The sequence below is a fragment of the Variovorax sp. GW821-FHT10C12 genome, from assembly GCF_059415405.1.
In genome coordinates this window covers 1,367,650-1,393,437 of sequence record NZ_JBWKNE010000001.1, presented here as the reverse complement: position 1 = coordinate 1,393,437, position 25,788 = coordinate 1,367,650, and the positions used below count along the sequence as shown (strand labels likewise).

Genomic DNA, 25,788 nt, shown 5'->3' with positions numbered 1-25,788 from the left:
GAACACCCCACCCCTGTGGGGCGGCTCGGGAAAACCCGGGTGGGGGTGCGCTACCTCGGCCCGGCGGCGCGCAGCCGCTGCACCACGTCGTCCCGCCCGGTCGCGCCGAGCTTGCCGTAGACGTTCTTCAGGTGCCACTTCACGGTGTCGAGCGACACCCCGAGCGCGCGCGCGATCTTCTTGTTCGGCATCGACTGCTGCAGCAGCTGCACGATCTCGGTCTCGCGCGGGCTCAGCAATTCGAACGAGGCGGTGCGGGCCGCGTCACTGCCTGCGCCCTGCCCGCCCCCTGCATTCGCCTGCGGCTGGCGGGCCGAGGCCTGGACGCGCCGGGCATAGAAGGCCAGCAGCGGGTCCGTGCCGGGCTCGTTGCCCACGGCCTCGATCAGCGCCAGCGCGTCGGGGTCGGCGTCGAGCAGCGAGCGCACCAGCCCGAGCCGGTGCCCGATGCGCAGGGCTTCGCGGGTGCGCTCGCGCGCCACGTCGTCGCGGCCCAGCCGACGCTCGAGCACGGCCGCCTGCAGGTGCAGGTAGGCCAGGCGGCGGATGCGTCCGCGCCGCTCGCACAGGACCCACAGCGCGTCGATGCGCCGCAGCGCGCCCTGCAGATCGCCGTCCCAGATCGCCAGGCGGATGCGCGCGCGCTCGGCGACCACCATGATCTCGCTCAGGGTTTCGGACTCGACACCCGCGTGCCGCGCGTCGAGCGCGTCCAGCCGTGCCATGCACTGGCGCGCCGCCTCGGATTCGCCGCGCTGCGCGTGCAGCTTGAACTGCTCCAGCAGGCAGTAGGCCAGCACGCGGTCCAGGCCGAGCCGCTGCGCGTAGTCCTCGACCTGCTCCAGGTGGGCGAAGGCGTCGAGCGGGCGGCCGGCCATGCCGTGGGCGCGCGTCAGCACCAGCATCACGCGCACCACCGTGTCGGGAATGGACACCCGCTCCATCACGTCGAGCCGCTGCTCGATCAGCTGCGCCGCGGCGACCGGGTCGTTCAGTTCGTACAGCACCTCGGCCAGCAGGCCGGCCGCCATGCAGGCGGCGTCGACGCAGCTGCCGCCGCGCTGGTCGGCTTCGAACAGCACGTCGCGGTAGATGCGCTCGGCCTGGATCATCTGGCCCTCGACCCCGTGCGCGAGCCCGACCAGGCAACGGCCCACCAGCGCGCCGAAGGGCGTGCCGTGCAGCACCTGGCCTTCGACCAGCGGCGGCTCCTCGTCGAGCTGGATGCGGCGCGCGCGCTCGTACTCGCCCCGGTAGATGTACAGCCAACTCAGGATGTTGCGCCGCCCGGCGCGCGCGATGCCGTCGGCCCCTTCGGGCGCGTGCTGCAGCTCCTGCAGTATCGCCATGGCGCCGAGCGTGTCGTCGCTTTGCACCGCCAGCAGGCCGCGCAGCAGCGTGAGCCGGTAGCGCATGGCGGGCGGCGCGTCGGCCAGGTCGATGCGCAGCTGGGCAACGGTGTGCGCGCAGTCGGCCAGCCGCCGCTCGTACACCTCGACCCAGGCCATCCACAGGCGCAGCCCGGCGCGCTCGCGCAGCAGCGCGGGCGGCAGCAGCCGCACCAGGCTCACCAGCTGGCGCAGCTCGCCGCGCACGAACAGGTCGCTCGCGCAGCCCTCGACCAGTTCGACGGCGGCGTCGGCCTCGCCGGCCTGCATCGCATGGCGCACGGCATCGTGGTGCAGGCCCTCGGCCGCGAACCAGTGCCAGGCCGCGACATGGACGCGGCGGCGCTCGGGCGCCGGCCAGGTCTCGAAGCGGGCACGCAGCACGTCGCGCAGCAGCGGATGAATGCGCCACCACGCCGCCGGGTCGTCCGCGCCGGCGGCGCGGGTCATGAACAGCCCCTCGCCCGCGAGCCGGCCCAGCAGCGCCGCGCAGCGCGCCGCGGCCTGTGCTTCGCCGAGCAGCGCGGCGCCCAGCGACGCATTGAAGCGCGACGACACCGCGCAGCACACCATCAGGCGCAGCTCTTCCGGCGCCAGGCGGGACAGCACCTCGTGCTCGAGGTAGGCGGAAAAAGTCTTGGGATCGCAGACACGCTCGAGCTGCGCCGGCAGCGCGCCCGGCCGGCGGCGCAGCGCCACGCTCAGCAGCTGCAGCCCGGCCGGCCAGCCGTCGGTCAGCGCATGCAGGCGCTCGGCGATGCGGTCGTCGGCGCCCGACAGCCGCCCGCGCAGGAACTCGGCCGATTCGTCGCGCGAAAAGCGCAGGTCGTCGGGCCCCAGCTGCAGCACCCGGTCGGCGGCGCGCGCCCGCGCGAGGAACAGCGGCAGCGCGGTGCGCGTGGCCAGTGCGCAGCGAAGGTTGGCGGGCGCGTACTCGACCAGCAGCTGGATCGCATGCACCGCCTCGCCGCCGTGCAGGTGGTGCGCGTCGTCGAGCACCAGCACGATGTCGCGCCCGCTGGCCGCAATGCCCTGCACCAGCGCGATGACCATGCGCTCGACCGCCTCGGCATCGCTGCCGCGCCCGGCCAGCAGCCGCGCCTCGCGCGTGATGGCGGCATCGATCGCCTCCAGCGCCGCGAACAGGTCATCGACCAGCCGCGGGATGTCGTTGTCGTCGCTGCCCAGCGCGACCCAGGCGACCTCCGAACCCGTCGCCACCAGCTCGCGACGCCACAGCTGCAGCAACGAGGTCTTGCCGCAGCCCGCGGGCGCCTGGACGACGACAAGCCGGTGCGGCGCCGAGGTGGACAAGGACAGGCGCGCGAGCAAGGTTTCGCGCGACAGCAAAAGCCCGGCGGATCGCGGGAGCGATCCGGACACGGGCTGCGCATCGTTGTGTTTCGTGCGCTCGGTGGGCAGGGTCGGCATCGGCGTGGATTCTCGCGCACCGTGCCCGGCCCCACCCGCAGGGGGTGGGGTCGCCCCGTCACGCTGCTGCACAATCGACCGCGATGCCGGTCCCACCCCCTCCCGCCTTGCCCGAGGCCGCGCGGCGCCCGGGTGCCGCCGCGGTCGGGCGCGAGCGCCTGCTGGCGCGGCTGGACGCGGCGCGGCAGCTGCGCTGCATCGCCGTCACCGGGCCGGCCGGCGCCGGCAAGTCCACGCTCGTCGCGGCCTGGCGGCGGGCGCTGGTCCCGATAGGTGTCGACGTCGCCTGGTTCGCGCCGGCCGCCGCCGACGACGACCCCGCGCGCTTTCTCGCGGGCCTGCTGGCCGGCGTGGCGCAGGTCGATCCGGTGCTGGCGCGCGAAAGCACCGCGTGGCCCGCCGCCCCCGGCCTCGGTGCCGACCCCGATGCCATCGAGCGGCAGGTCATCACGCTGGTGCGCGCCATCGCGGCCTCCCCGCGCGAACTGGTGCTGGTGCTCGACGACCTGCACCGGCTGCGCCACCCCGCGGTCCTCGAGGCGCTGCAGTGGCTGCTCGATTACGCCCCGCCCCGCCTGCACCTGGTGCTCGTCTCGCGCGGACGCCTGCGGCTGTCGCTCGAGCGGCTGCGCAGCCAGGCCCAGACGCTGGAGCTCGACCGGCATGACCTGCGCTTCACGGCGGCGGAGAGCGCGCAGTTCCTGAAGTCCCACGTGGACGACGTCGATGCCCGCACCGCGCGCAGCCTGCACGAACTCAGCGAAGGCTGGGTGGCCGCGCTGCGCTTCTTCGCACTGGACTGGAAGAGGAAGCGGCGCACCCCCGCCACCACCTCGACAGGCCAGCCCTTCGCCGGCCTGCCGGCCCGCGATGCAACGGCCCTGACCCGGTATTTCGAGCAGGAGGTGTACGCCCACCTGTCGCCCGGCGAACTCGCGCTGCTCGTGCGCGCGGCGCCCTGCCATCGCCTGTGCGCACCGCTGTGCGCCGCGCTCGCCGACGCGCCCGACACCGTCGCCGACGTGGCCACGCTGCTGCTGCGGCTGGAGAGCGAAGACCTGTTCGTCGACCGCCTCGAGCACCCGTCGGGCGAGACCTGGCTGCGCCTGCATCCGCTGCTGCGCGACGCGCTGCTGACCCGCTTCGCCGCCCTTGCCGAGCCCGCGCGGCAAGCCGTGCACGCGCGCGCCTTCACCTGGTTTCGCGACCGGGGCCTGCTGCAGGACGCGGTGCGCCATGCCGTGCAGTCGGGCGATCCGGCGCAGGCCGCGGCGCTGGTCGACCAGTGCGCGCAGTCGCTCATCGTGCGCGGCGAGCGCCGCGAACTGGCGATGCTGCTGCGCCAGTTGCCGGCCGAGCAGCTGCAGCGCAGCTTCAGCATGCGGCTGTGGCTGGTGCGCACGCAGTTCTTCGAGCGTGACCTCGACGCCTGCGCGCGCACGCTCGACGAACTCACGCGCGACCTGCCGGCCGATGCGGTCGCGCACCGCTTCCACGTCGCGGCGCTGCAGGCCGCGCTGGCGCTGCAGCGCGACGACACCGAGGCCGCGCTCGCGATGCTGCCCCCCTTGCTGCAGGTGCCGCCCGACGCCGATCCGCTGGCCGTCGGGGTGCGGCACAACATCCTGTCGTGGCTCCACATCCAGCAAGGCGCCTACGAACAGGCGCGCCGCGTGCAGCGCGAGGCGCCGCCGCTGATGGTCGACGGCGCACCGCTCGTGGCCACCGCCGCCGGCAGCCTGCAGGGGCGTTGCCTGGTCGGGCTGAGCTATGCAATGGAAGGCCAGATGACGCAGGCCGAGCGCGTGCTGCGCGCCGTGGCGGCCGAAGCCGAGCAGGCCGGCAAGGCCGGCGCCGATGCGCGCTTTCTCGCGCTCAGCCTGCTCACCGACGTGCTCTACGAACTCGACGACTCGCGCCAGGCGCGCGCGCTGCTCGAGGACAAGGTCGGCATGCTGGAGCGCATCGCCATGCCCGATGCCGTGCTGCGCGTGTACCGGGTGCTGGCCGCGGCCGCCTGGCAGGCCGGCGACACGGCCGCGGCGTTCGCCCACCTCGAGCGGCTGGAGACCTACGCCACGCGCCACCGGCTCGATCGCCTGCTGGCCCACCGGTTTGCCGACGAGGTGCATTGCCGCCTGCTGTGCGGCGAACTGACGGCCGCGCAGGCGGCGCTGGCCCGGCTGGAGGCGATCGACGCGCGCCATGCGGCCCCGGCCGCGGGGTCGACCGGCGAGATCGGCGAAGTGGCGCAGCGCGCGCGCATCCGGCTGGCGGTGACGCTGGGCGACTTCGAGCGCGCCGCCGCGCAGCTGGCCGACCTGCTCGCCCTGTGCGAGGCGCGCGGCCGGCAGCGCAGCGTGGTGCACCTGCTGGTGCGCGGCGCGGCGCTCGACGCCCAGCGCGGGGGCGGCGAATCCGCCCGGCGCAAGCTGCGCGACGCGCTGCGGCGCGGGCACCGGCTCGGCCTGCTGCGCAGCATCGTCGATGCCGACCCGATGGCGCGCCGCATGCTCGACGAGCTCGCGCGCACCGAATCGCTCGATCCGGTGCTGGCCTTCTACGTCGAGCGCCTGCTGGCCGTGCGCACGCGCCCCGAGACGCCCGCGGACGGCACCGGCAACACCGCCGCAGCCGGTGCAGCCGCTGCGGCACCGGCCGGCCTCGAGGCCTTCAGCGAGCGCGAGGTCGAGATGCTGCGCCTGCTGGCCCAGGCCATGCCCAACAAGAAGATCGCGCGCGCGCTCGGCCTGTCGCCCGAGACGGTCAAGTGGTACCTGAGCCGCATCTACGGCAAGCTGCGCGTGTCCGGGCGCGACGAAGCCGTGGCGCGCGTGCGCGACCTCGGGTGGGACGCCGGCGCCACTACCGCGCCGGACTGACGCAGCCCTCCCCCTTCGGGTCAACCCGCCCCCCATCGGGAGTGGTGGTCCCCCGCGCCCCCGGATTTACCTTTGGGTCTTGCCACGAGCCCCTCAGGAGACAAATCCGTGAACGTGACCCGCAACGTCTTTCGAGACGACCATGAGATGTACCGCGAGACGGTGCGCCGCTTCCTGGAACGCGAATGCAAGCCGCGCCAGGCCGACTGGGACCGCGCCGGCCAGGTCGACCGCGAGACCTGGCTGAAGGCCGGCCGCGAAGGCCTGCTGTGTGCCTCGCTGCCCGAGGAGTACGGCGGTGGCGGCGGCGACTTCGGCCATGCCGCCGTGTTCAGCGAAGAGGTGGCGCGCTCCGGCGTGAGCGGCCCGGCCTTCGGCATGCACTCGGACATCATCGCGCCCTACATCCTGCGCGCCGGCACCGAGGAACAGAAGCGCAAGTGGCTGCCCGGCGCAGCCTCGGGCGAGATCGTCCTGGCCATCGCCATGACCGAGCCCGGCACCGGCAGCGACCTGAAGGCGGTGCGCACCACCGCCGTGCGCGAGGGCGACCACTACGTCATCAACGGCAGCAAGACCTTCATCAGCAACGGCCTCACGGCCGACCTGGTCCTCGTGGTCTGCAAGACCGACCCGGCCGCCGGCGCCAAGGGCATCAGCCTGATCGCGGTCGAGGCGACGCGCGCGGGCTTCCGGCGCGGGCGCAAGCTCGAGAAGGTGGGCCAGTACGCGCAGGACACGGCCGAGCTCTTCTTCGACAACGTGCGCGTGCCCGTGGCCAACCGCCTGGGCGAGGAAGGCAAAGGCTTCGCCTACCTCATGGGCGAGCTGCCGCAGGAGCGCTTCACCATCGCCGTGGGCGCCGCCGCGCGGCTGGAACGCGCGCTGGAGAACACGCTGGCCTACGTCAAGGAGCGCCGCGCCTTCGACCAGACCGTGTGGGACTTCCAGAACACCAAGTTCAAGCTGGCCGACGTGAAGGCGCAGGCCGTGGCCGTGCGCACCCTCATCGACCACTACATCGGCGAGCACATGCGCCGGCGCCTCACGCTGGAAGAAGCGGCCATCGCCAAGCTCTTCGCCACCGAAACGCTGGGCAAGGCGCTCGACGAGATGGTGCAGCTGCACGGCGGCTACGGCTACATGCTGGAGTACCCCATCGCGCGCGACTTCGTCGACATGCGCGTGACGCGGATCTACGGCGGCACCAGCGAAGTGATGCGCGAGCTGATTGCGCGAAAGCTCTGATTCAAACCACTCAAGGAACCCCATGGCACACAAGGTATTCGTCGCCGGCGTCGGCATGATCCCCTTCAAGAAACCCGGCACCAGCGAGCCCTACGACGTGATGGGCGAGCAGGCCATCCGCAGCGCGCTGGCCGATGCCGGGCTCGAATTCAGCGACGTGCAGCAGGCCTACGCCGGCTACGTCTACGGCGACTCCACCTGCGGGCAGAAGGCGGTGTACCGCGTGGGCATGACCGGCATCCCGGTGCTCAACGTGAACAACAACTGCGCCACCGGCTCCTCGGCCCTGTACCTGGCGCGCCAGGCGGTGCAAAGCGGCGCTGTCGACTGCGCACTGGCCTTCGGTTTCGAGCAGATGAACCCGGGTGCGCTCAAGTCGCGCTGGGACGACCGCGCACCGGCGCTGGAACGCGCCGCCCAGGTGGTGGACGAACTGGTCGGCCACCCCGAGATCCCCTCGGCCATCCGCCAGTTCGCCGGCGCCGGCCGTGCGCACATGCGCAAGTACGGCACCAAGCTGGAGACCTTCGCCGCCATCCGCGCCAAGGCCAGCCGCCACGCCGCCAACAACCCGCTGGCCGTGTTCCGCAACGTCGTGACGACCGAGGACGTGATGAATGCGCCCATGCTGTGGGACGGCGTCATCACCCGCCTCATGGCCTGCCCACCCACCTGCGGCGGCGCCGCGGCGATCGTGGTGTCGGAAGCCTTCGCCCGCAAGCGCGGCCTGCGCACCGACGTGCTGATCGCCGGCCAGTCGCTCGCCACCGACCTGCCCAGCACCTACGACGCCAAGGACATGATCCGCGTGGTCGGCTTCGACATGACGGCCCTGGCCGCGAAGCAGGCCTACGAGCAGGCCGGCGTGGGCCCCAAGGACATCGACGTCATCGAGCTGCACGACTGCTTCGCGCAGAACGAGCTGCTCACCTACGAAGGCCTGGGCCTGTGCCCCGAAGGCGAAGGCGAGAAGCTGGTGAACGACGGCGACAACACCTACGGCGGTCGCTGGGTCACCAACCCCTCGGGCGGCCTGCTGTCCAAGGGCCATCCGCTGGGCGCCACGGGCCTGGCGCAGTGCTACGAACTCACGCATCAATTGCGCGGCACGGCAGACCAACGCCAGGTCGAAGGCGCCAAGGTGGCGCTGCAGCACAACCTGGGCCTGGGCGGCGCCGGCGTCGTGACGATCTACAAGAGGGCCTGAACATGATCGACAAGAAGCACATCGGCATGAAGCTGCCGGTCTACCAGGCCACGGCCGAGGCGGGGCAGCTGCGCTTCTTCGCCAAGTCCATCGGCGAAACCAACCCGGTGTACCTGGACGAATCGGCCGCGCGCGACGCCGGGCACCCGGGCCTGCCGCTGCCGCCGACCTTCCTGTTCTCGCTGGAGTTCCAGATTCCCTCGAACGCCTGGCGCGAGACGCTGGGCATCGTGACCTCGCGCATCCTGCACGGCGAGGAAAGCTTCGCGTACCACCGCATGGCCTACGCCGGCGACACGCTGCAGTTCGAGACGCACATCGCCGACATCTACGACAAGAAAGGCGGCGCGCTGAGCTTCGTGGAACGCAAGTCGCGCGTCACCAACCAGCGCGGCGAGCACGTGGCCGACCTGCGCTCCATCCTCGTTCACAAGAACGCATGAAGGCAACGACCATGCACACCCCTTCCCTTGCAACCACCCAGGTCGGCGACGCCCTGCCCCCGCTGGCACTGCCGCCCATCACCCGCACCACGCTGGCCCTGTTCGCCGGCGCCTCGGGCGACCACAACCAGATCCACATCGACATCGACTACGCCCGCAAGGCCGGCATGCCCGACGTGTTCGCGCACGGCATGTTGTCGATGGCCTACCTGGGGCGCCTGCTCACGCAGTGGGTCGACCAGCGCCGGCTGCGCAGCTTCGGCGTGCGCTTCACCGGCATCACGCACCTGGGCCACCAGATCACCTGCGCGGGCCGGGTGGTCGAGAAGTTCGAGGTGGACGGCGAACAGCGCGTGCGACTCGAGATCGAAACGCGCAACCAGTACGGCGAGGTCCGCATCGTGGGCGACGCCGTGGTCGCGCTCTGAACATCCATCAACCCCTTCATTCATTTCTGGAGACACACACATGGGAACTCTCGACGGCAAGGTGGCACTGGTCACCGGTTCGGGCCGCGGCATCGGCCAGGCCATCGCACTGAAGCTGGCCAGCCAGGGCGCGCGCATCGTGGTCAACGACCTGGACGCAGACCCGGCGCAGGAGACGGTCGAGCTGCTGAAGAAGAACGGCGCCGAGGCTGTCGCTTGCGCGGGCAACGTCAGCGCGCCCGACTTCGCCGAGCGCTACATCAAGACGGCGATGGACCACTTCAAGGGCATCGACATCATCGTCAACAACGCCGGCTTCACCTGGGACGACGTGATCCAGCGCATGACCGACGAGCAATGGCACGCCATCGTCGACTGCCACATGACGGCGCCCTTTCGCATCCTGCGCGCGGCCTACCCCGTGATCAAGGCGCAGGCGCAGGCCGACCAGGAAAAGGGCATCGAGGTGTACCGCAAGGTGGTCAACGTCTCGTCGACCTCGGCGCTGAACGGCAATGCCGGCCAGATGAACTACTCGTCGGCCAAGGCCGGCGTGATCGGCATGACGCGCGCACTGAGCCGCGAGTGGGGCCGCTTCAAGGTCAACGTCAACGCGGTGGCCTTCGGCCTGATCCACACCCGCATGACCAACGCCGATGCCAAGGCCGGCGCCACCGTGAACATCGAAGGCCGCGACATCCGCGTGGGCCTGAACCCCGAGCTGCTCAAGTCGCACGCGCAGCGCAACCCGCTGGGCCGGGGCGGCACGCCGGAAGAAGCGGCCGGCGCGGTGTACCTGTTCTGCCTGCCCGAGTCGAACTACATCACCGGCCAGATCGTGGCGGTGGCCGGCTCGCCGCAGTAAGCGCGCGCCGGGCGGGGAAGGCCGCGGGTGGCCTGGCACGCCCGCGGCCTCGCGTTGGTCCAGAAAAATTCCGGAGACACGACACACATGACAACCCTCGCCGACGAACCCACCCGGGCCCCTGCCGCGGTGCGCTACCGCGCCGTGCCTTATGCGGTTCGCCAGACCCTGTGCGAACGGCGCGCCGACGGCACGCTGATCCTGCGCTCCCCGCTCACGCCCAAGGCCACCGGCCGCACGGGCTTCGCGGGCTACATCCCCCACTGGGCCGAACGCCGCGGCGACCTGCCGGCCTTCTGCGAACGCGACGCGCACAGCGGCGAATGGAAGCGCCTCAGCTGGCGCGCGCTGTGGCAGCAGGTGCAGATCGTGGGCGCGGGCCTGCTCGAACTCGGCCTGGGCCAGGGCCGGCCGCTGGTCGTGCTCTCGCCCAACTCGCTGGAGCAGCTGGTGCTGCTGCTGGCCGCCGAATACGTCGGCGTGCCGGTCGCGCCGGTGTCGCCTGCCTACTCGCTGCTGAGCCGCGACTTCGCGCGCCTCAAGGGCGTGTGCGAACTCGTGCCGCCGACCGCGCTGTTCGTGCAGGACGGCGCCACCTTCGAACGCGCCGTCGCCGCCGTCGGTGGCCCCGACGTGCCGGTGATCGCGGTACACAGCGCCGCACCGGGCGCCCTGTCGTGGCAGGCGCTCTCGGCGCGCGAACTCACGGCCGCGTGCCGCGATCGCGTGGCTGCCGCGCACGCGGCCATCCGCCCGGACGACATCGCGCGCATTCTCTTCACCTCCGGCTCCACCGGCGTGCCCAAGGGCGTGCCCATCAGCTACCGCAACCTGCAGGCGACGGCGGCGAGCCAGTCGGACATGTTCGCCAGCTTCGCCGAGCAGGACGAGCCTCCCGTGTTCCTCGACTGGCTGCCCTGGCACCACGCCCTGGGCGGCGTGCTCAACCTCGGGCGCGCGGTGCTGCTCGGCGCCACGCACTACATCGACGACGGCAAGCCGCTGCCGGGCCTGTTCGAGCGCACGGTGCGCAACCTGCGCGAGGTCTCGCCCACCGTGCTGACCAGCGTGCCCTCGGCATGGACCCTGCTTGCCACCGAACTCGAGCGCGACCCGCAGCTGGCGCGCAGCCTGTTCGCGCGTGTCGTCAACTTCGGCTACGGCGGCGCCAGCCTGCCGCAGGACGTCAACGAGCGCATCCAGCGCGTGGCCGAGCGCACCGTGGGCGAACGCATCGTGTTCGGCACCGGGCTGGCCTCGACGGAAACCACCGGCGTGGGCACCTACCGCAACTGGGCCTGCGACGACCTCGCCAACATCGGCGCGCCCGCGCCCGGCACCGAGATCAAGCTGGTGCCGCTGGAATGCGAGCGCTACGAGATCCGGGTGCGCGGCGCCCACAACTTCAGCGGCTATGTCGCGCAGCCCGCGCTCACGGCGGCGGCCTTCGACGAGGAAGGCTTCTTCAAGCTCGGCGACGCGGTGCGGCTGGTCGACGCCAGCGACCCCACCCGGGGCATGCGCTTCGACGGCCGCGTGGCGGAAGACTTCAAGCTGGTCAACGGCACCTGGGTGCGCACCGGTGCCGTCCGCCTGGGGCTGGTCGAGCGCTGCGCGCCGCTGATCACCGACGCCGTCATCTGCGGCCACGACCAGACCTACGTCGCCGCGCTGGCCTGGCCCAACGTGGCCGCCTGCCAGCGCCTGCTGCCCGAACTCGCGGGCCTGGACGCCGCCGCGCTCGTGGCGCATCCGGCGCTGGTCGCGGCCCTCGGCGAGCGCCTGCGCAAGGACGGCGGCAGCGCCAGCCTGCGCGTCGAGCGCCTGCTGCTCATGGCCGAGCCGCCTTCGATGGACGCCAACGAAATCGCGGACAAGGGCTACGTCAACCAGTCGGCCACGCGCGCGCGCCGGGCCGGCCTGGTGGCGCAGCTGTTCGCGCCGCAGCCCGGCCCGCAGGTGGCGCGCGCCTGAACGCGCCCTTCCTCGCATTCACAGAAAAACGGAGACACCATGCACAGCACATCTCATTTCGCCAGACGATGGATCGGCATCGCCGCCCTCGCCTGCGGCACCCTCGCCTTCGCGCAGGACTACCCGACGCGCACCATCACGCTCGTGCTGCCCGCGCCGCCGGGCGGCGCCACCGACGTGCTCGCGCGCGTGATGGCCGACGAACTCGGCAAGCGCCTGGGCCAGACCGTCATCGTGGACAACAAGCCCGGCGCCTCCGGCCTGCTCGGCGCCTCGGCGGTGGCGCGCGCCGCGCCCGACGGCTACACGCTGTTCTTCTCGCATGCCACGCCGATCTACTACGCGCCCTACATGTTCTCGAAGGTGCCCTACGACGTGCGGCGCGACTTCGCCTTCATCACCGAGATCTGCTCGGCCAGCCTGGTGTTCGCGGTCGGCAAGGACGTGCCCGTGCAGAACATGAAGGAGCTGGTGAGCTGGGCCACCGCCAACAAGGGCAAGGTCAACTACGGCTCATTTGGCGTCGGCTCTTCCAGCCACCTGCTGATGGCACACCTGAGCGAATCGCGCCACCTCGACATGGCGCATGCCGCGTACAAGGGCGAGGCGCCGATGATCCAGGACATCCTCGGCGGCCAGATCCCGATGGGCATCGGCACCCTGGGCACCATGGCCCCGCACATCGCCAGCGGCCGCCTGAAGGCCCTGGCCATCGTCGGCGACAAGCGCCTGCCCGAACTCCCCAACGTGCCCACCATGGTCGAGGCCGGCTTCCCCGATGACGAGTTCAAGCCGATCGGCGGCGTGATGCTGACCGCCCCCGCCAAGACCCCGGCGCCGATCCTCGCGCGGCTGGAGAAAGAAGCCCGCGCCGTCGTGCAGACCGCCGCCATGAAGGCACGCTTCCAGGCCTTCGGCCTCGTGGGCATGGGCAACAGCTCGGCCGAGTTCAGGAAGAACTTCGAGGCGAGTGGACCGGTGATCCAGAAGCTGGTGCAGGTGTCGGGCGCGAAGGTGGACTGAAGCGCAAGCGCCGACAGGCATGCGAACGGCCGCTGCGTGCGGCCGTTTTGCTGTCTTCTATCCGACCTGCCTGTCCTGCCCCGCCCAGTGCCTGGCGCGCAGCGCCTTCTTGTCTACCTTGTCGAGCGCGGTCAGCGGCAGCGTGTCGACGAAGCTCACCACCTTGGGCGCCTGCACCACGCCCTTGCGCTCGGTGACGAAGGCGATCAGCTCGTCGGCCTCCACCCGCGCGCCCTCCTTGCGCACCACCACCGCCATCACCGCCTCGCCCCACTTCGCGTGCGGCACGCCGATGACCGCCGACAGCGCCACGCCCGGGTGCTGCGCCAGGCAGCTCTCCACTTCGCTGGAATACACGTTGAAGCCGCCGCTGATGATCATGTCCTTCGCGCGGTCGACGAGGTAGAGGAACCCGTCGGCATCGCGGCGCGCCATGTCGCCCGTGTGCAGCCAGTCGCCGGCGAAGGCCCTGGCGGTTTCCTCGGGCCGGTCGAGGTAGCCCGACATCACCAGCGGGCCGCGCACGCACAGCTCGCCGATCTCGCCCACCGGCACTTCGCCGTGGTGGGCATCGAGCAGGCGCACCTGGTTGCCCGGCAGGCTGCGACCGCAACTGCCCAGCCGTTCGGGGCGATCGAGGTCGTGCTCGTCGCGGCGCAGGTAGCTGATGGTCATGGGCGCCTCGGCCTGGCCGTAGACCTGCGCGAACACCGGACCGAAACGGGCCAGGGCCTGTCGCAAGCGCGCCGGCGCCATCGGCGCGGCGCCGTACAACACCAGCTGCAGGCTCGACACGTCGTGCGCCGCCAGCGCCTCGGCGGCGTCGAGCAGGCCGTAGATCTGCGTGGGCACGAGGAAGGTCGTGGTGATGCGCTCGGTCGCGACCGTCTTCAGAAAACCGTCGACGCTGAAGCGTTCGAGCAGATGCACCGTGCCGCCTTGCAGAAAGGTCGTGAGGAGCATCGCGCCCGCCGCATGCGACACCGGCGTGGCCGCCAGGAAACGCACCTCCTGCGGCCACTCCCAGCCGGCGAGCTGCTGCAGCGCCGACGTCACCACCGTGCGGTGGTGATGCACGATGCCCTTGGAGCGGCCCGTGGTGCCGCCGCTGTAGGCGATCTTGAGGATGTCGTCGGGCTGCGCGTCGAGCGCGATGTCGCTGCCGTCCATGCCATCCGATGCCGCCAGCAGGTCGATGCCGTAGGCGGCCGGCCCCAGCGTCAGCACATGCGGCACCAGCTGCCGCTGCGCCAGCGCGGCCCCGCGTTGCGCATGCTGCGGCACGCCGATCACCAGCGCCCTGGCCTTCACGTCGCTCAAGATGAAGGCCTGGTCTTCTTCCGACCCCAGCGGGTGCAGCGGCGTGTAGACCAGCCCCATGAGGTGCGCTGCGATGATGACCATCACCGATTCGGGCCGGTTGGCGGCCAGCACGGCGATGCCGTCCTGCCGCCGCAGGCCCATCGCCTGCAGGCAGCGCACCATGCGATGGCAGCCTTGTTCGAGTTCGCGGTAGCGCATGCGCACGCCATCGCCCACGAGCGCTTCGCGCATGGCAAAGGCCTTGAAGGCGCCGCGGTAGAGCTCGGCGAAGGTGGCGCCCTGGTGCAGGGTCGGACTGGGAAGTGGGTGCATGGCGGCCGGGCTTTCGTTTCTCAGGGCTGCGGGCGGATTTCGACCCGTGGGCTTGAGTAGGCCGTCCGAACCGGCTGGGGCGGCCACCCGCGTTGGGGGGCAGGCGCCGTTCTCCAGCGGTCGTGCGCCAACGGTCGCTGCTGCTTTCCACACGGGCCCCAGCGCCTTGCTTCGACGGTGGCGCCCAGGCTTCTTACGGCAAATCGGCTCGCGCTCGCGAATGAGCGACGCCGGTCGCATACCAGCAACCAGCGTCGGCATCTGGCGAAAACGACTCCCAGGGGACTTGTTTGCAGCTGTCCGATTTCTGTTCAGCGAAAGGCGCATTGCATGCGCCAAAGAATCGACAGGCGCCGCCCCGCGCCTTGGTCGTTGGCAGGATGAGGTTCCTTCCGATGTGGCTGTTCGCAAACTACCCGGGAAATCTCTTCTACGGCCGCTGCAGTTGACGTCATGAAAATGATTCCAGAGATGTGACGAGATTGGCTCCGAAGACAGTGCGTAGCTTTCGAGCCGTCCCGCTGCGCGCACCTTTGGTGGAGAGAGGATATGCCCTCCGTTCATCCGCCCCCTTGCATCCACGCCACCGCTTCATCCCGCCCTGCCACGCCCAGCTTCCCGTAGATGTTCTTCAGGTGCCACTTCACGGTGTCGATGGACAAGCCCAGTGCCAACGCGATCTTCTTGTTGGGCATGGCCTGAGCGAGCAAGCCCAGCACGTCGCGCTCGCGTTCGCTCAACGGCTCGACCGGGCGCCTGCTCGCCTCGGGGGCCACACCCACCGAGACAGGCGCATCGGCAGCGACAGGCACGAGTCCCACGCGACCCAGGCGCTCCGCATAAAAACCGAGCACCGGGTCCAGCGATGCGTCCTTGGCCACTTCCGCCACCAGCGTCATCACGGCCGGGTCCGCGTCGAGCAGGCTGCGCACCAGGCCCAGCCGGTGGCCGCTGCGCAAGGCCGCGAGCGTGCATTCCCGCGAGGCCTGCGCCCTGCCCCGGCGCTGCTCGATCAGCGCCTGCAGCAGCTTCATCTGCGCGATCAATCGCTGCCGTCCGCGCAGTTCGATGTTCGCGATCAGCGCTTCGATCCGGCGCGCGGCGTCGTCGGTGTCGCCACGGGCCAGCGCCCAGCGGATGCGCGCGCGCTCGGCCACCACGGCGATCTCGCCGAGCGCGCTGTGCGCGGCGTCGGCATGCCGCGCGTCGATCTCGTTGGCGCGCGCCAGCGCCGCCTCGGCGGCGGCCGCATCGCCCATCTGCAGGCGGTAGTGCACCTGCATCGTCAGGCTGTGCACCAGCAGCCGGTCCAGGCCCAGCGCGGCGCTGTAGTCCTCCAGCCGCTCCAGGCAGGCCATGGCTTCCATCCGCCGCCCGGCCGCCCAGTGCGCGGAGGCCAGCGAGCGGTGCACACGCAGCACCGAGTCGGGAATGGACACGCGCTCCAGCGCGTCCACGCGGTCTTCGAGCAGCGCCAGCGCCGCGTCGATCTCGCCGTGCTCGTACAGCACCTCGCCCAGCAGCGCGGTCGACAGGTAGGTGGCGTCGACGCAGGCGCTGCCGCCCTCGTTGGCCTCGCGCAGCACCTCGCGGTAGACGCGCTCGGCCTGCGTCATGCGCCCTTCCATGGCGTAGCTCAGGCCGGCCAGGCTGCGGCCCTGCAGCGTGCCCGACGAGCTGCCGCGCAGCGGCTCGCCGTCGATCAGGCGGATCGGGTTGTCCTGCTGCACGCGCCGCGCGCGCTCGTAGTCGCCGCGGTGCATGTACAGCCACGACAGGATGTTGTCGCGCGCGCCGGTGGCCAGTGCGTCCGCACCCTCGGGCGCGGCCTGCAGGCGCGGCAGCAGCGCCTGGGCGGCGTCGGTGTCGTCGTGCTGCAGGGCCAGCGAGGCCTCGAGCAGCGTGAGCCAGTAGTGGCTGATGGCGTCGTCCGGCGGAATGTCGGGCCGCAGGCGCGCGATGTGGGCCGAAAAGGCGTCCAGCTCGCGCGCGAACAGCTCGATGCGGATCATCCACAGCCGCAGTCCGATGCGTGCCTGCACCTCGGCCGGCGGCAGCTGGCGCACCAGGCCGATCAGCTTGCGCAGCTCGCCGCGCACGGCCAGGCCGTGGGCCGACTTCTCGACCAGCGCGGCAGCGGCGGCGCCCTCGCCCGCCGCCACGGCCTGCCGCACGGCCTCGTCGATGAGGCCGTGGTCGCGGAACCACTGCCACGCGATGCGGTGCACCGCGCGCTGCGCGGCCTCGCTGCGCTGGCGCAGGCGCCCGCGCAGCGTCTCGCGCAGCAGCGGGTGCAGGCGGTACCAGGTCTCGCGCTCGGCGCTGCTCTCGATCGGCACGATGAACAGGTTTTCGCCCTCCAGCCGCGCCAGCAGCGGCGCCGTGGCGGGATCGTCCGCAGGGCGACCGAGCAAGGCCGCGCACAGCGGCGCGCAGAAGCGGCTGCAGGCCGACACGCTGATGAGCAGGTCGAGGTCGGCCGGCGCCAGGTGCGACAGCACCTCCTTCTCGAAGTAGGCGGCAAAGGCCTGCGGGTCTTGCACGTGGGCGCGCACGAAGTCGCCCGGCACCTGGCCCGCGCCCACGCCCAGCTCCTGGCGGCGCTTCTTCCAGTTGATGGCCAGCAGCTGCAGGCCGGCCGCCCAGCCGTCGCACAGTTCGTGCAGCGCCAGCGCATCGCGCGGCGCGATGCTGCCCAGTTGCGACTGCAGGAAGCGCTCGGACTCGGCCGGCGAAAAGCGCAGGTCGCGCACGTCGATCTCCAGCACCTGGCCCTCGGCGCGCAGGCGGTCGAGCGACAGCGGCAGCGCCCCCCGCGAGGCGATGGCCAGGTGCAGGTTGCCCGGCGCGTAGTCGAGCAGCCATTGCAGCGCCTCGTGCAGGCGCGCGTCCATGAGGTGCTGCAGGTCGTCGAGCACCAGCACCAGCTCGCGCGGATGGGCGGCAATGCCGCGCACCAGCGCGATCAGGGCGCGCTCCACGGCTTCGCTGTCGACGCCGCGGCCGGCGTAGTCGGCGGCCTCCTGCGTGGCGACCGGCGCCACCTGCGCCACGCTGGCCAGCAGGTAGTCGAGCAGGCGCGTGGGTTCGTTGTCCTCAGGCGTGAGGCTGAGCCAGGCGACGTCGAAGCCCAGCGGCAGCAATGCCTGGCGCCACGCGACCAGGGTGGTGGTCTTGCCGCAGCCGGCCGGGCCCTGCAGCACGACGCAGCGGCGGCGCCGCCCTTCCATCAGCCGCGCCAGCAGCGCTTCGCGGGCCACGGCGCGCCCGGCGCTGCGGGGGGGAACCATCTTGGTGGCGACCAGGGCCTTGAGCCCGGAGGCGTCGGGCGAACGCGAGGGGGAAAGTGGCTTGTTCTGCATGTCTCTGGCCGGCATTGTGGCCCGCCCGCCACCCGATCGGGGTAGTGGGGTTAAGGGGGTGCGGCGCCCAGAATCGCTGCAAGACAAGGAGACCTGCGTGAACATCCACCGCACCGTGTACCGCGAAGACCACGAGATGCTGCGCGACACCGCTCGGCGATTTTTCGAGCGCGAATGCCTGCCGCGCCAAGCCGCCTGGGACGCCGCGGGCCGCACCGACCGCGAGACCTGGCTCAAGGCCGGCCGCGAGGGCCTGCTGTGCGTCACCGTGCCGGCCGAATACGGCGGCGGCGGCGGCGATTTCGGCCACTCGTGCGTGCTGGCCGAAGAGCTGCACCGCTCGGGCGTCTCGGGCTTCAGCCTGTCGGTGCACTCGGACATCACCGCCCCGTACATCGTGCGCTTCGGCACTGAGGAACAGAAGCAGCGCTGGCTGCCCAAGATCTGCCGCGGCGAGACCATCATGGCCATCGCCATGACCGAGCCGGGCACGGGCTCCGACCTGAAGTCGATCCGCACGAGCGCGGTGCGCGACGGCGACGAGTACGTCATCAACGGCAGCAAGACCTTCATCAGCAACGGCCTGAACTGCGACATGGTGCTGGTCGCCTGCAAGACCGACCCGGGCGCGGGCAGCAAGGGCGTGAGCCTGATCATGGTCGAGGCCGACCGCGCGGGCTTCCGGCGCGGGCGCAAGCTCGACAAGGTGGGCCAGCCGGCCGCCGACACCACCGAGCTGTTCTTCGACAACGTGCGCGTGCCGGTCGACAACCTGCTGGGCGAAGAGAACAAGGGCTTCGTCTGCCTCATGCAGGAGCTGGCACAGGAGCGCCTGATCATCGCCGTGTACAGCACCGCCAAGCTGGAGCGCCTGCTGGAGCAGACGCTCGAGTACGTGAAGGAACGCAAGGCCTTCGACGGCACGGTGTGGGACTTCCAGAACACCAAGTTCAAGCTGGCCGACATCAAGGCGCAGGCCGTGGCGGCCCGCACGCTGGTCGACTACTACATCGGCGAACACATGCGCCGGCGCATCAGCGTGCAGGAGGCGGCCATCGCCAAGCTCTTCGCGACGGAAACGCTGTGGAAGTGCATCGACGACATGGTGCAGCTGCACGGCGGCTACGGCTACATGCTGGAGTACCCGATTGCCCGCGCCTTCACCGACTACCGCATCACGCGCGTGTTCGGCGGCAGCAACGAAACCCAGCGCGACCTTATTTCCAGAAAACTCTGACTCCATTTTCTCGCAGGACCACACACATGACCGAAAAAGTAATCGTCGCCGGCGTCGGCATGATCCCCTTCGCCAAGCCGGGCCAGAGCCTGAGCTACACCGAGATGGGCGCCGAGGCCGTGCGCCGCGCGCTGGCCGATGCGGGCATCGGCTACGACGCGGTGCAGGAAGCCTACGTGGGCTACGTGTACGGCGACTCCACCTGCGGCCAGACGGCGCTGTACGAGGTCGGCATGACGGGCATTCCGGTCGTCAACGTCAACAACAACTGCTCCACCGGTTCCACCGCGCTGTACCTGGCGCGCAAGGCCATCGCCTCGGGCGATGCCGATTGCGTGCTGGCGCTGGGCTTCGAGCAGATGCAGGCCGGCGCCCTCAAGTCGCACTGGGACGACCGCCCGCCCACGCGCGAGCGCTTCCTGCCGGTGCTGCGCGGCCTCACGGCCGACATGGACGGCATGCCGCAGGCCCTGCGCACCTTCGGCGGCGCGGGCCGTGAATACATGGAGCGCTACGGCTGCCGCATGGAGACCTTCGCCGCCGTGCGCGCCAAGGCCAGCCGCCATGCGGCCAACAACCCGCTGGCGCTGTTCCGCAAGGTCGTGACGACGGAAGAGGTCATGAACGACACCGTGTTGCTGCCCGGCGTGATGACCCGCCTGATGGCCTGCCCGCCCACCTGCGGCGGCGCGGCGGCGCTGCTGGTGTCGGAGCGCTTCGCCAAGAAGCACGGGCTGCGCACCGACGTGCAGATCCTGGCGCAGGCCATGGCCACCGACCCGGTGCAGTCCTTCGAGCCGCCGTCGATGCTCAGCTGGATCGGCACGCACATGACGCACACCGCCGTCACCCGCGTGTACGAGGCGGCCGGCGTCGGCCCCGAGGACATCGACGTGTGCGAGCTGCACGACTGCTTCGCGCAAAACGAGGTCATCAGCTACGAGACGCTGGGCTTCTGCCCCGAGGGCGGCGCCGAGCAGTTCGTCGACGACGGCGACAACACCTACGGCGGCAAGGTCGTCATCAACCCCTCGGGCGGCCTGCTGTCCAAGGGCCACCCGCTGGGCGCCACCGGCCTGGCCCAGTGCTACGAGCTCACGCACCAACTGCGCGGCAGCGCCGACAAGCGCCAGGTCGAAGGCGCGCGCCTGGGCCTGCAGCACAACGTGGGCCTGGGCGGCGCCTGCGTCGTGACGCTCTACGGCAGGAACTGACATGGACCTGCAGCTGCCCGCCGACGCCCTCGCCTTCCGCGACGAGGTGCGCGCCTTCATCGCCGAACGCCTGCCCGCCGACATCCGCGCGCGCCTGCGTCGCGGCCATGCGCCGCGCAAGCAGGACACCGTGGCCTGGCAGCGCATCCTGCACGAGCGCGGCTGGGCCGCGCCGCACTGGCCCGCCGAATACGGCGGCGCCGGACTGGGCACCACCGAACGGCTGGTGCTGTTCGAAGAACTGCAGCGCGCCGGCGCGCCGCTGCCCCTGCCCTTCAACATCGCGATGCTCGGCCCGGTGCTGCTGCGCTTCGGCACCGAGGCGCAGAAGCGCTTCTTCCTGCCCCAGCTCGCGCGGCTCGAACTGTGGTTCTGCCAGGGCTTCTCGGAGCCCGATGCCGGCTCCGACCTGGCCTCGCTGCGCACGCGCGCCGCGCGCGACGGCGACCACTACGTCGTCGACGGCCAGAAGATCTGGACCACCTCGGCGCACCAGGCCGACTGGATCTTCGCGCTGGTGCGCACCGAGCAGACGGCGCGCAAGCAGGACGGCATCTCCTTTTTGCTGATCGACATGAAGACGCCGGGCGTGTCGGTGCACCCCATCGTTTCCATCGACGGGCAGCACCACCTCAACGAGGTCTTCTTCGACAAGGCGCGCGTGCCGGTCGCCAACCTCGTCGGCGAGGAGGGCCGCGGCTGGGACTGCGCCAAGTACCTGCTGGCCAGCGAGCGCACCAACATCGCCAACGTGGGCCTGTGCTGGGAGCGCCTGGACGCGGCCCGCGAACTCGCGGCCGGCCTGCGCCAGGGCGGCACGCGGCTGCTCGACGACCCGAAGCTGGGCGTCGAACTGGCCGAGCTGGGCGCGGAGATCCGCGCGCTGGAGCTGACCAACTGGCGCTTCCTGCTCGACCCCGAGATCGGGCGCAAGAACCCCGGCTTCGCCTCGGTGCTCAAGCTCAAGGGCTCGGAGCTGATGCAGGCGCTGACCACGCTGGTCGCGCGCCTGGCCGGCCCGGCCGGCCTGGAGCGCCACGACATCGAAGGCGATGCCGGACAGTTGCCTGCGCTGGCGGCCACCACCCCGCGCTACTTCTTCTACCGCGCGACCACCATCTACGGCGGCTCCAGCGAGGTCCAGAAGGACATCCTGGCCAAGACGCTCCTGGGATAAGAAGCCATGCAATTCGACCTGAACGAAGACCAGCAGGCGCTGGCGCACAGCCTGTCGCGGCTGCTGGACGACCACTGCGGTTTCGAGCAGCGCCGCGCCATCGCCCGTTCGCCGGCCGGCTGGAGCGAAGCGGCCTGGGACCGGCTGGCCGCGCTGGGCGTCACGGCCCTGGGCATCCCCGAGGCCTTCGGCGGCCTGGGCGGCGGCGCGGGCGACCGGCTGCCGGTGATGCAGACCTTCGGCCGCGCGCTGCTGCTCGAACCCTACCTGGCCTCCAGCGTGCTCGCCACGACGGCCGTGCTGTCGGCGGGCAGCAACGCGCAGAAAGACCGCCTGCTGCCGGCCCTGGCCGACGGCAGCCTGCGCATGGCCTGGGCGCACGACGAAGCGCCAGGGCGCCACGCACCGCTGTGGGTCGAGACCCGCGCGCGGCGCGACGGCGAGCGCTGGTACCTCGACGGCGCCAAGTCGCTCGTGCTGCATGCCAGCGCGGCCCATCGCTTCGTGGTGAGCGCGCGCGTAAGCGGCCAGCCCGGCGATGCAGACGGCCTGGCGCTCTTCCTCGTGGAGGCCGCCGATGCCACGCTGCGCCCCTTCCGCCTGATCGACGACACGCCCGCCGGCGAACTGCGGCTCGACGGCACGGTCGCCGAGCCGCTGGGCGACGTGGCCGACCACGCACAGGCCGCGGCCGCCCTCCGCGCCGCCGTGGCCGCCGGCACCGCCGCCGTCTGCGCCGACATGGTCGGCGCCATGGAGGCGGCCTTTGCGCTCACCACCGCCTACGTCACCACGCGCAAGCAGTTCGGCCGCCTCATCGGCGAGTACCAGGCGCTGCGCCATCGCGTGGCCGAGATGGCCGTCGCGCTCGAAATGGCGCGCAGCATGGCGATCGCCGCCGCCGTGGCCGTCGACGACCCCGCCTCGGACCACGCCGCCACCGACCTGCCGCGCGCCAAGCTGGCCATCGGCCGCCACGCGCGGGCGCTGTGCCAGCAGGCGATCCAGTCGCACGGCGGCATCGGCATGACCGAGGAATACGCCGTGGGCCACTGCCTGCGCCGCGTCCACGTGCTCGACCAGCTGTTCGGCGACGTGGACGCGCAGGCCGCGCGACTCGTGCACCTGGCACGCCTTTGATTCAAGCAACCGAACGGAGACACGACATGAACCGCCGCCACACCTTTCGCCTGCTGGGCGCCGCACTGGCCTCGCTCTGCGCCGTCGCGATGCCGCCCGCGCAGGCCGCCGACGCTTTCCCCTCGCGCCCCGTGCGCTTCATCGTGCCGCTCGGGCCGGGCAGCGGCTCGGACACGGTCACGCGCCTGGTGGCCCGGCTCGTCACGCCGGAGCTGGGCGGCCAGTCGACCTTCATCGAGAACAAGCCGGGCGGCGACGCCGTGCTGGCGGTGCAGAGCGTGCTGGCCTCGCCGGCCGACGGCTACAGCGTGCTCATGCTCTCGCCTTCGTCGATGGTGATCAACCCGCTGATCAACGACAGCCTGCCCTACGACGCGCAGAAAGAACTGCGCCCGCTCGCCACCATGCTGCGCAGCGCGGCGGTGCTGGTGACCGGCGCCAACTCGCCTTACAAGACCTACGCCGAAGCGATGGCCGCGGCGAAGAAGAGCCCGAAGACCGTGAGCATGGCCAGCTACAGCAACCACTACCGCATCGGCGCGCTGATGCTGCAGCAAGGCGCGGGCGTCGAGTTCAACTACATCCCCTACAAGTCGCCCGGGCAGGTGCAGACCGACCTGATGGGCGGCCAGGTCGACCTGGCGCTGCTGGACGTCGGCGGCGCGCTGCCGCTGATCGCCTCGGGCAAGGTGCGCCCGCTGGCCGTGACCGGCAAGGAACGCCACCCCAAGCTGGCCAGCGTGCCCACGGTGCGCGAGAACGGCCAGCCGAACTACGACCTGTACGTATGGATCGGCCTGGGCGTGGCCGCCAAGACCCCCGAGCCCGCCGTGAAGACGCTGGAGGCGGCGCTGCTCAAGGCCATGAAGCAGCCGGAGTTCGCCACCTACGTGACGGAGACGGCGGGCGCCGAAGTGTTCACCGTCGGCAGCAAGGAGATGGGCGAGATGATCGCGTCGGAACGCGCGCGCTACCGCGCCTTGTCGAAGCAGGTCGACCTCACGCAAAAGTAAGGAGTACATCGACATGAAGCAGCAACTCTGCAAGGACCGCGTGGTCGTGATCACCGGCGCGGGCCGTGGCCTGGGCCGCGAGTACGCCCTCGAATTCGCACGCCAGGGCGCCAGGGTCGTGGTGAACGACCTGGGCGGGCGCGGCGACGGCAGCCCCGGCGCGGCCAGCGGCCCGGCGCTGGAGGTCGTGGCCGAGATCGAAGCGATGGGCGGACAGGCGATTGCCAACGGCGACGACGTGGCCGACTGGGCCGGCGCGCAGCGCATGATCGACGCGGCCGTGACCACCTTCGGCGGCCTCGACGTGCTGGTCAACAACGCCGGCATCCTGCGCGACCGCACGCTGGTCAACATGGACGAGGAAGACTGGGACGCCGTGATCCGCGTGCACATGCGCGGAACCTTCGCGCCCTCGCGCCACGCCGCCGCCTACTGGCGCAACGAATCGAAGGCCGGCCGCCAGCGCGACGCGCGCATCATCAACACCAGCTCGTCCTCGGGCCTGTACTGCAACGCCGGCCAGTCCAACTACGGCGCCGCCAAGGCCGGCATCGCCGCCCTGTCGGTGATCGCCTCGCGCGAACTCGACCGCTACGGCGTGACGGTGAACGCCATCTACCCCACCGCCATGAGCCGGCTGACCGAAGACATCTTCGCCAGCCCCAAGTGGCAGGCGATCCGCAACGAGACGCCCGACTTCGATCCGCTGGACCCGTCGAACGTCGCGCCGCTGGTGGCTTGGCTGGGCAGCAGCGCGTCGCGCGGCATCACGGGGCGCGTGTTCGGCGCGCGCGGCGGGCGCATCACGGTGGCCGAGGGCTGGCACGCCGGCCCGCGCATCGAGAAGCAAGGGCGCTGGACGGTCGAGGAATTGGGTGATCTGATCCCCGGGCTGGTGAAACAGGCGGCGCCCAACGCGCTCACCACCGGCGAGATTCCCACGGAGCACTAGCATGAGCCAACTGCTCGAGTCCTTCCGCCTCGCCATGCTGCCCGCCGAGGCCGAGGCCTTTCGCGCGCAGGTGCGCGAGTTCCTCGCGACGAACCTGGAACCAGCCGCGCCCGCCGTGCGCGCGCGCACTTGGATGGGCTTCGACGCGGCCTTCAGCCGCCGGCTCGCGCAGCGCGGCTGGGTCGGCATCACCCTACCCGCCGCGTACGGCGGCGCGGGCCTGGATGCCTTTCGCCGCTTCGTGCTGGTCGAGGAACTGCTCTCGGCCGGCGCGCCCGTCGCGGCCCACTGGATCGCCGACCGGCAAAGCGGCCCGCTGATCAACAAGTTCGGCACCGCCGCGCAGAAGGACTTCTACCTGCCGCGCATCTGCCGCGGCGAGGCCTTCTTCTGCATCGGCATGAGCGAGCCCAACGCCGGCTCCGACCTGGCCAGCGTGCGCACGCGCGCCACCCGCGTGGACGGCGGCTGGCGCCTGACGGGCCGCAAGATCTGGACGACCAACGCGCAGCGCTCGCACTACATGATCGCGCTGGTGCGCACCTCGGGCGCACCCGAAGACCGGCACGCCGGCTTGTCGCAGCTGATCGTCGACCTCTCGCTGCCCGGCATCCAGGTGCGGCCCATCGTCGACCTCACGGGCGACGCGCATTTCTCCGAAGTCACCTTCGACGACGTCTTCCTGAAGGACGACGCGTTGATCGGCGACGAAGGCAGCGGCTGGATGCAGGTGAACGCCGAGCTGGCCTTCGAACGCAGCGGGCCCGAGCGGCTGTATTCGAGCGTGGTGCTGCTCGACACCTGGCTGCAGAGCCTGCGCAAGACCGGCTTCACGCCGGCCGACGCCGTGCTGCTCGGCGGCTTCACGACGCAGCTCGCCACCTTGCGCAGCCTGTCGATCGCCGTGACCACCAAGCTGGCGCGCGGCGAGAGCCCCGTGGTCGAGGCGGCGCTGGTCAAGGACATCGGCACCGAGTTCGAGCAGGCGATTCCCGCCGCCATCGAAGCGGCCGTGGCGGCCGACCCGGCGCGCGGCGCCGAGGTCGATGCCGACCTGCACCGCACCATCGCCTACCTGAGCCAGATCTCGCCCACCTTCTCGCTGCGCGGCGGCACGCGCGAGATCCTGCGCGGCATGATCGCGCGCGGCCTGGGCCTGCGCTGAGCAC

The 25,788-nt window shown here is 71.1% G+C and carries 18 protein-coding genes; 15 read left to right on the top strand and 3 right to left on the bottom strand.

What is annotated here, in order from left to right; translation table 11 throughout:
* Positions 1-50: 50 nt before the first annotated feature.
* A complete protein-coding gene (locus tag AC07OH_RS06605; RefSeq protein ID WP_495300033.1) occupies positions 51-2,819 on the bottom strand; it encodes a winged helix-turn-helix domain-containing protein in 2,769 nt (922 codons plus the stop codon).
* A gap of 83 nt (positions 2,820-2,902) precedes the next feature.
* On the opposite strand from AC07OH_RS06605, the gene AC07OH_RS06600 reads away from it, so the two are divergent.
* The 8 genes from AC07OH_RS06600 (at position 2,903) to AC07OH_RS06565 (ending at position 12,889) form a co-directional block, all read left to right on the top strand.
* Complete coding sequence (locus AC07OH_RS06600) at positions 2,903-5,701, top strand: LuxR C-terminal-related transcriptional regulator (protein ID WP_495300032.1); 2,799 nt, start codon at positions 2,903-2,905, stop codon at positions 5,699-5,701.
* Between the two features lie 108 nt (positions 5,702-5,809).
* The gene (locus AC07OH_RS06595) at positions 5,810-6,949 is read left to right on the top strand and encodes an acyl-CoA dehydrogenase family protein (protein WP_495300031.1); all 1,140 of its coding nucleotides are present in this window, start codon (positions 5,810-5,812) and stop codon (positions 6,947-6,949) included.
* Positions 6,950-6,971: 22 nt separating this feature from the next.
* Entirely contained in the window at positions 6,972-8,156 is a 1,185-nt protein-coding gene (locus tag AC07OH_RS06590) for a lipid-transfer protein (protein ID WP_495300030.1), read from the top strand.
* A gap of 2 nt (positions 8,157-8,158) precedes the next feature.
* Positions 8,159-8,599, top strand: a complete 441-nt coding sequence (locus AC07OH_RS06585; RefSeq protein WP_492677135.1) for a MaoC family dehydratase N-terminal domain-containing protein — start codon at positions 8,159-8,161, stop codon at positions 8,597-8,599.
* A gap of 11 nt (positions 8,600-8,610) precedes the next feature.
* The gene (locus tag AC07OH_RS06580) at positions 8,611-9,027 is read left to right on the top strand and encodes a MaoC family dehydratase (protein WP_492677136.1); all 417 of its coding nucleotides are present in this window, start codon (positions 8,611-8,613) and stop codon (positions 9,025-9,027) included.
* A 40-nt stretch (positions 9,028-9,067) separates the two neighbouring features.
* A complete protein-coding gene (locus AC07OH_RS06575) occupies positions 9,068-9,892 on the top strand; it encodes an SDR family NAD(P)-dependent oxidoreductase (RefSeq protein ID WP_492677137.1) in 825 nt (274 codons plus the stop codon).
* An 87-nt stretch (positions 9,893-9,979) separates the two neighbouring features.
* The gene (locus tag AC07OH_RS06570) at positions 9,980-11,866 is read left to right on the top strand and encodes a feruloyl-CoA synthase (RefSeq protein WP_495300029.1); all 1,887 of its coding nucleotides are present in this window, start codon (positions 9,980-9,982) and stop codon (positions 11,864-11,866) included.
* A 39-nt stretch (positions 11,867-11,905) separates the two neighbouring features.
* The gene (locus AC07OH_RS06565) at positions 11,906-12,889 is read left to right on the top strand and encodes a Bug family tripartite tricarboxylate transporter substrate binding protein (protein ID WP_495300028.1); all 984 of its coding nucleotides are present in this window, start codon (positions 11,906-11,908) and stop codon (positions 12,887-12,889) included.
* 57 nt (positions 12,890-12,946) lie between these two features.
* Here AC07OH_RS06565 and AC07OH_RS06560 read toward each other — a convergent pair whose 3' ends face one another.
* Together AC07OH_RS06560 and AC07OH_RS06555 are read right to left on the bottom strand one after the other, a co-directional pair.
* The gene (locus tag AC07OH_RS06560; RefSeq protein WP_495300027.1) at positions 12,947-14,524 is read right to left on the bottom strand and encodes an AMP-binding protein; all 1,578 of its coding nucleotides are present in this window, start codon (positions 14,522-14,524) and stop codon (positions 12,947-12,949) included.
* A 560-nt stretch (positions 14,525-15,084) separates the two neighbouring features.
* Positions 15,085-17,886, bottom strand: a complete 2,802-nt coding sequence (locus tag AC07OH_RS06555) for a winged helix-turn-helix domain-containing protein (protein WP_495300026.1) — start codon at positions 17,884-17,886, stop codon at positions 15,085-15,087.
* Positions 17,887-17,983: 97 nt separating this feature from the next.
* Between AC07OH_RS06555 and AC07OH_RS06550 the strand changes: the two genes are divergently transcribed.
* The 7 genes from AC07OH_RS06550 to AC07OH_RS06520 are packed head-to-tail and all read left to right on the top strand — an operon-like array spanning position 17,984 to position 25,784.
* Positions 17,984-19,123 (top strand): acyl-CoA dehydrogenase family protein, encoded by a 1,140-nt coding sequence (locus AC07OH_RS06550; protein WP_495300025.1) that lies wholly within the window; start codon positions 17,984-17,986, stop codon positions 19,121-19,123.
* Positions 19,124-19,149: 26 nt separating this feature from the next.
* Complete coding sequence (locus tag AC07OH_RS06545) at positions 19,150-20,337, top strand: lipid-transfer protein (RefSeq protein WP_495300024.1); 1,188 nt, start codon at positions 19,150-19,152, stop codon at positions 20,335-20,337.
* A 1-nt stretch (position 20,338) separates the two neighbouring features.
* Positions 20,339-21,514: an acyl-CoA dehydrogenase family protein gene (locus AC07OH_RS06540; RefSeq protein ID WP_495300023.1), complete on the top strand. Its 1,176-nt coding sequence runs from the start codon at positions 20,339-20,341 to the stop codon at positions 21,512-21,514.
* A gap of 6 nt (positions 21,515-21,520) precedes the next feature.
* Entirely contained in the window at positions 21,521-22,654 is a 1,134-nt protein-coding gene (locus AC07OH_RS06535; RefSeq protein ID WP_495300022.1) for an acyl-CoA dehydrogenase family protein, read from the top strand.
* Between the two features lie 26 nt (positions 22,655-22,680).
* Positions 22,681-23,667 (top strand): Bug family tripartite tricarboxylate transporter substrate binding protein, encoded by a 987-nt coding sequence (locus tag AC07OH_RS06530; RefSeq protein ID WP_495300021.1) that lies wholly within the window; start codon positions 22,681-22,683, stop codon positions 23,665-23,667.
* A 13-nt stretch (positions 23,668-23,680) separates the two neighbouring features.
* Positions 23,681-24,619, top strand: coding sequence for an SDR family oxidoreductase (locus tag AC07OH_RS06525; RefSeq protein ID WP_495300020.1), 939 nt, complete (start codon positions 23,681-23,683; stop codon positions 24,617-24,619).
* 1 nt (position 24,620) lies between these two features.
* Positions 24,621-25,784, top strand: coding sequence for an acyl-CoA dehydrogenase family protein (locus tag AC07OH_RS06520; protein WP_495300019.1), 1,164 nt, complete (start codon positions 24,621-24,623; stop codon positions 25,782-25,784).
* Positions 25,785-25,788: the final 4 nt, after the last annotated feature.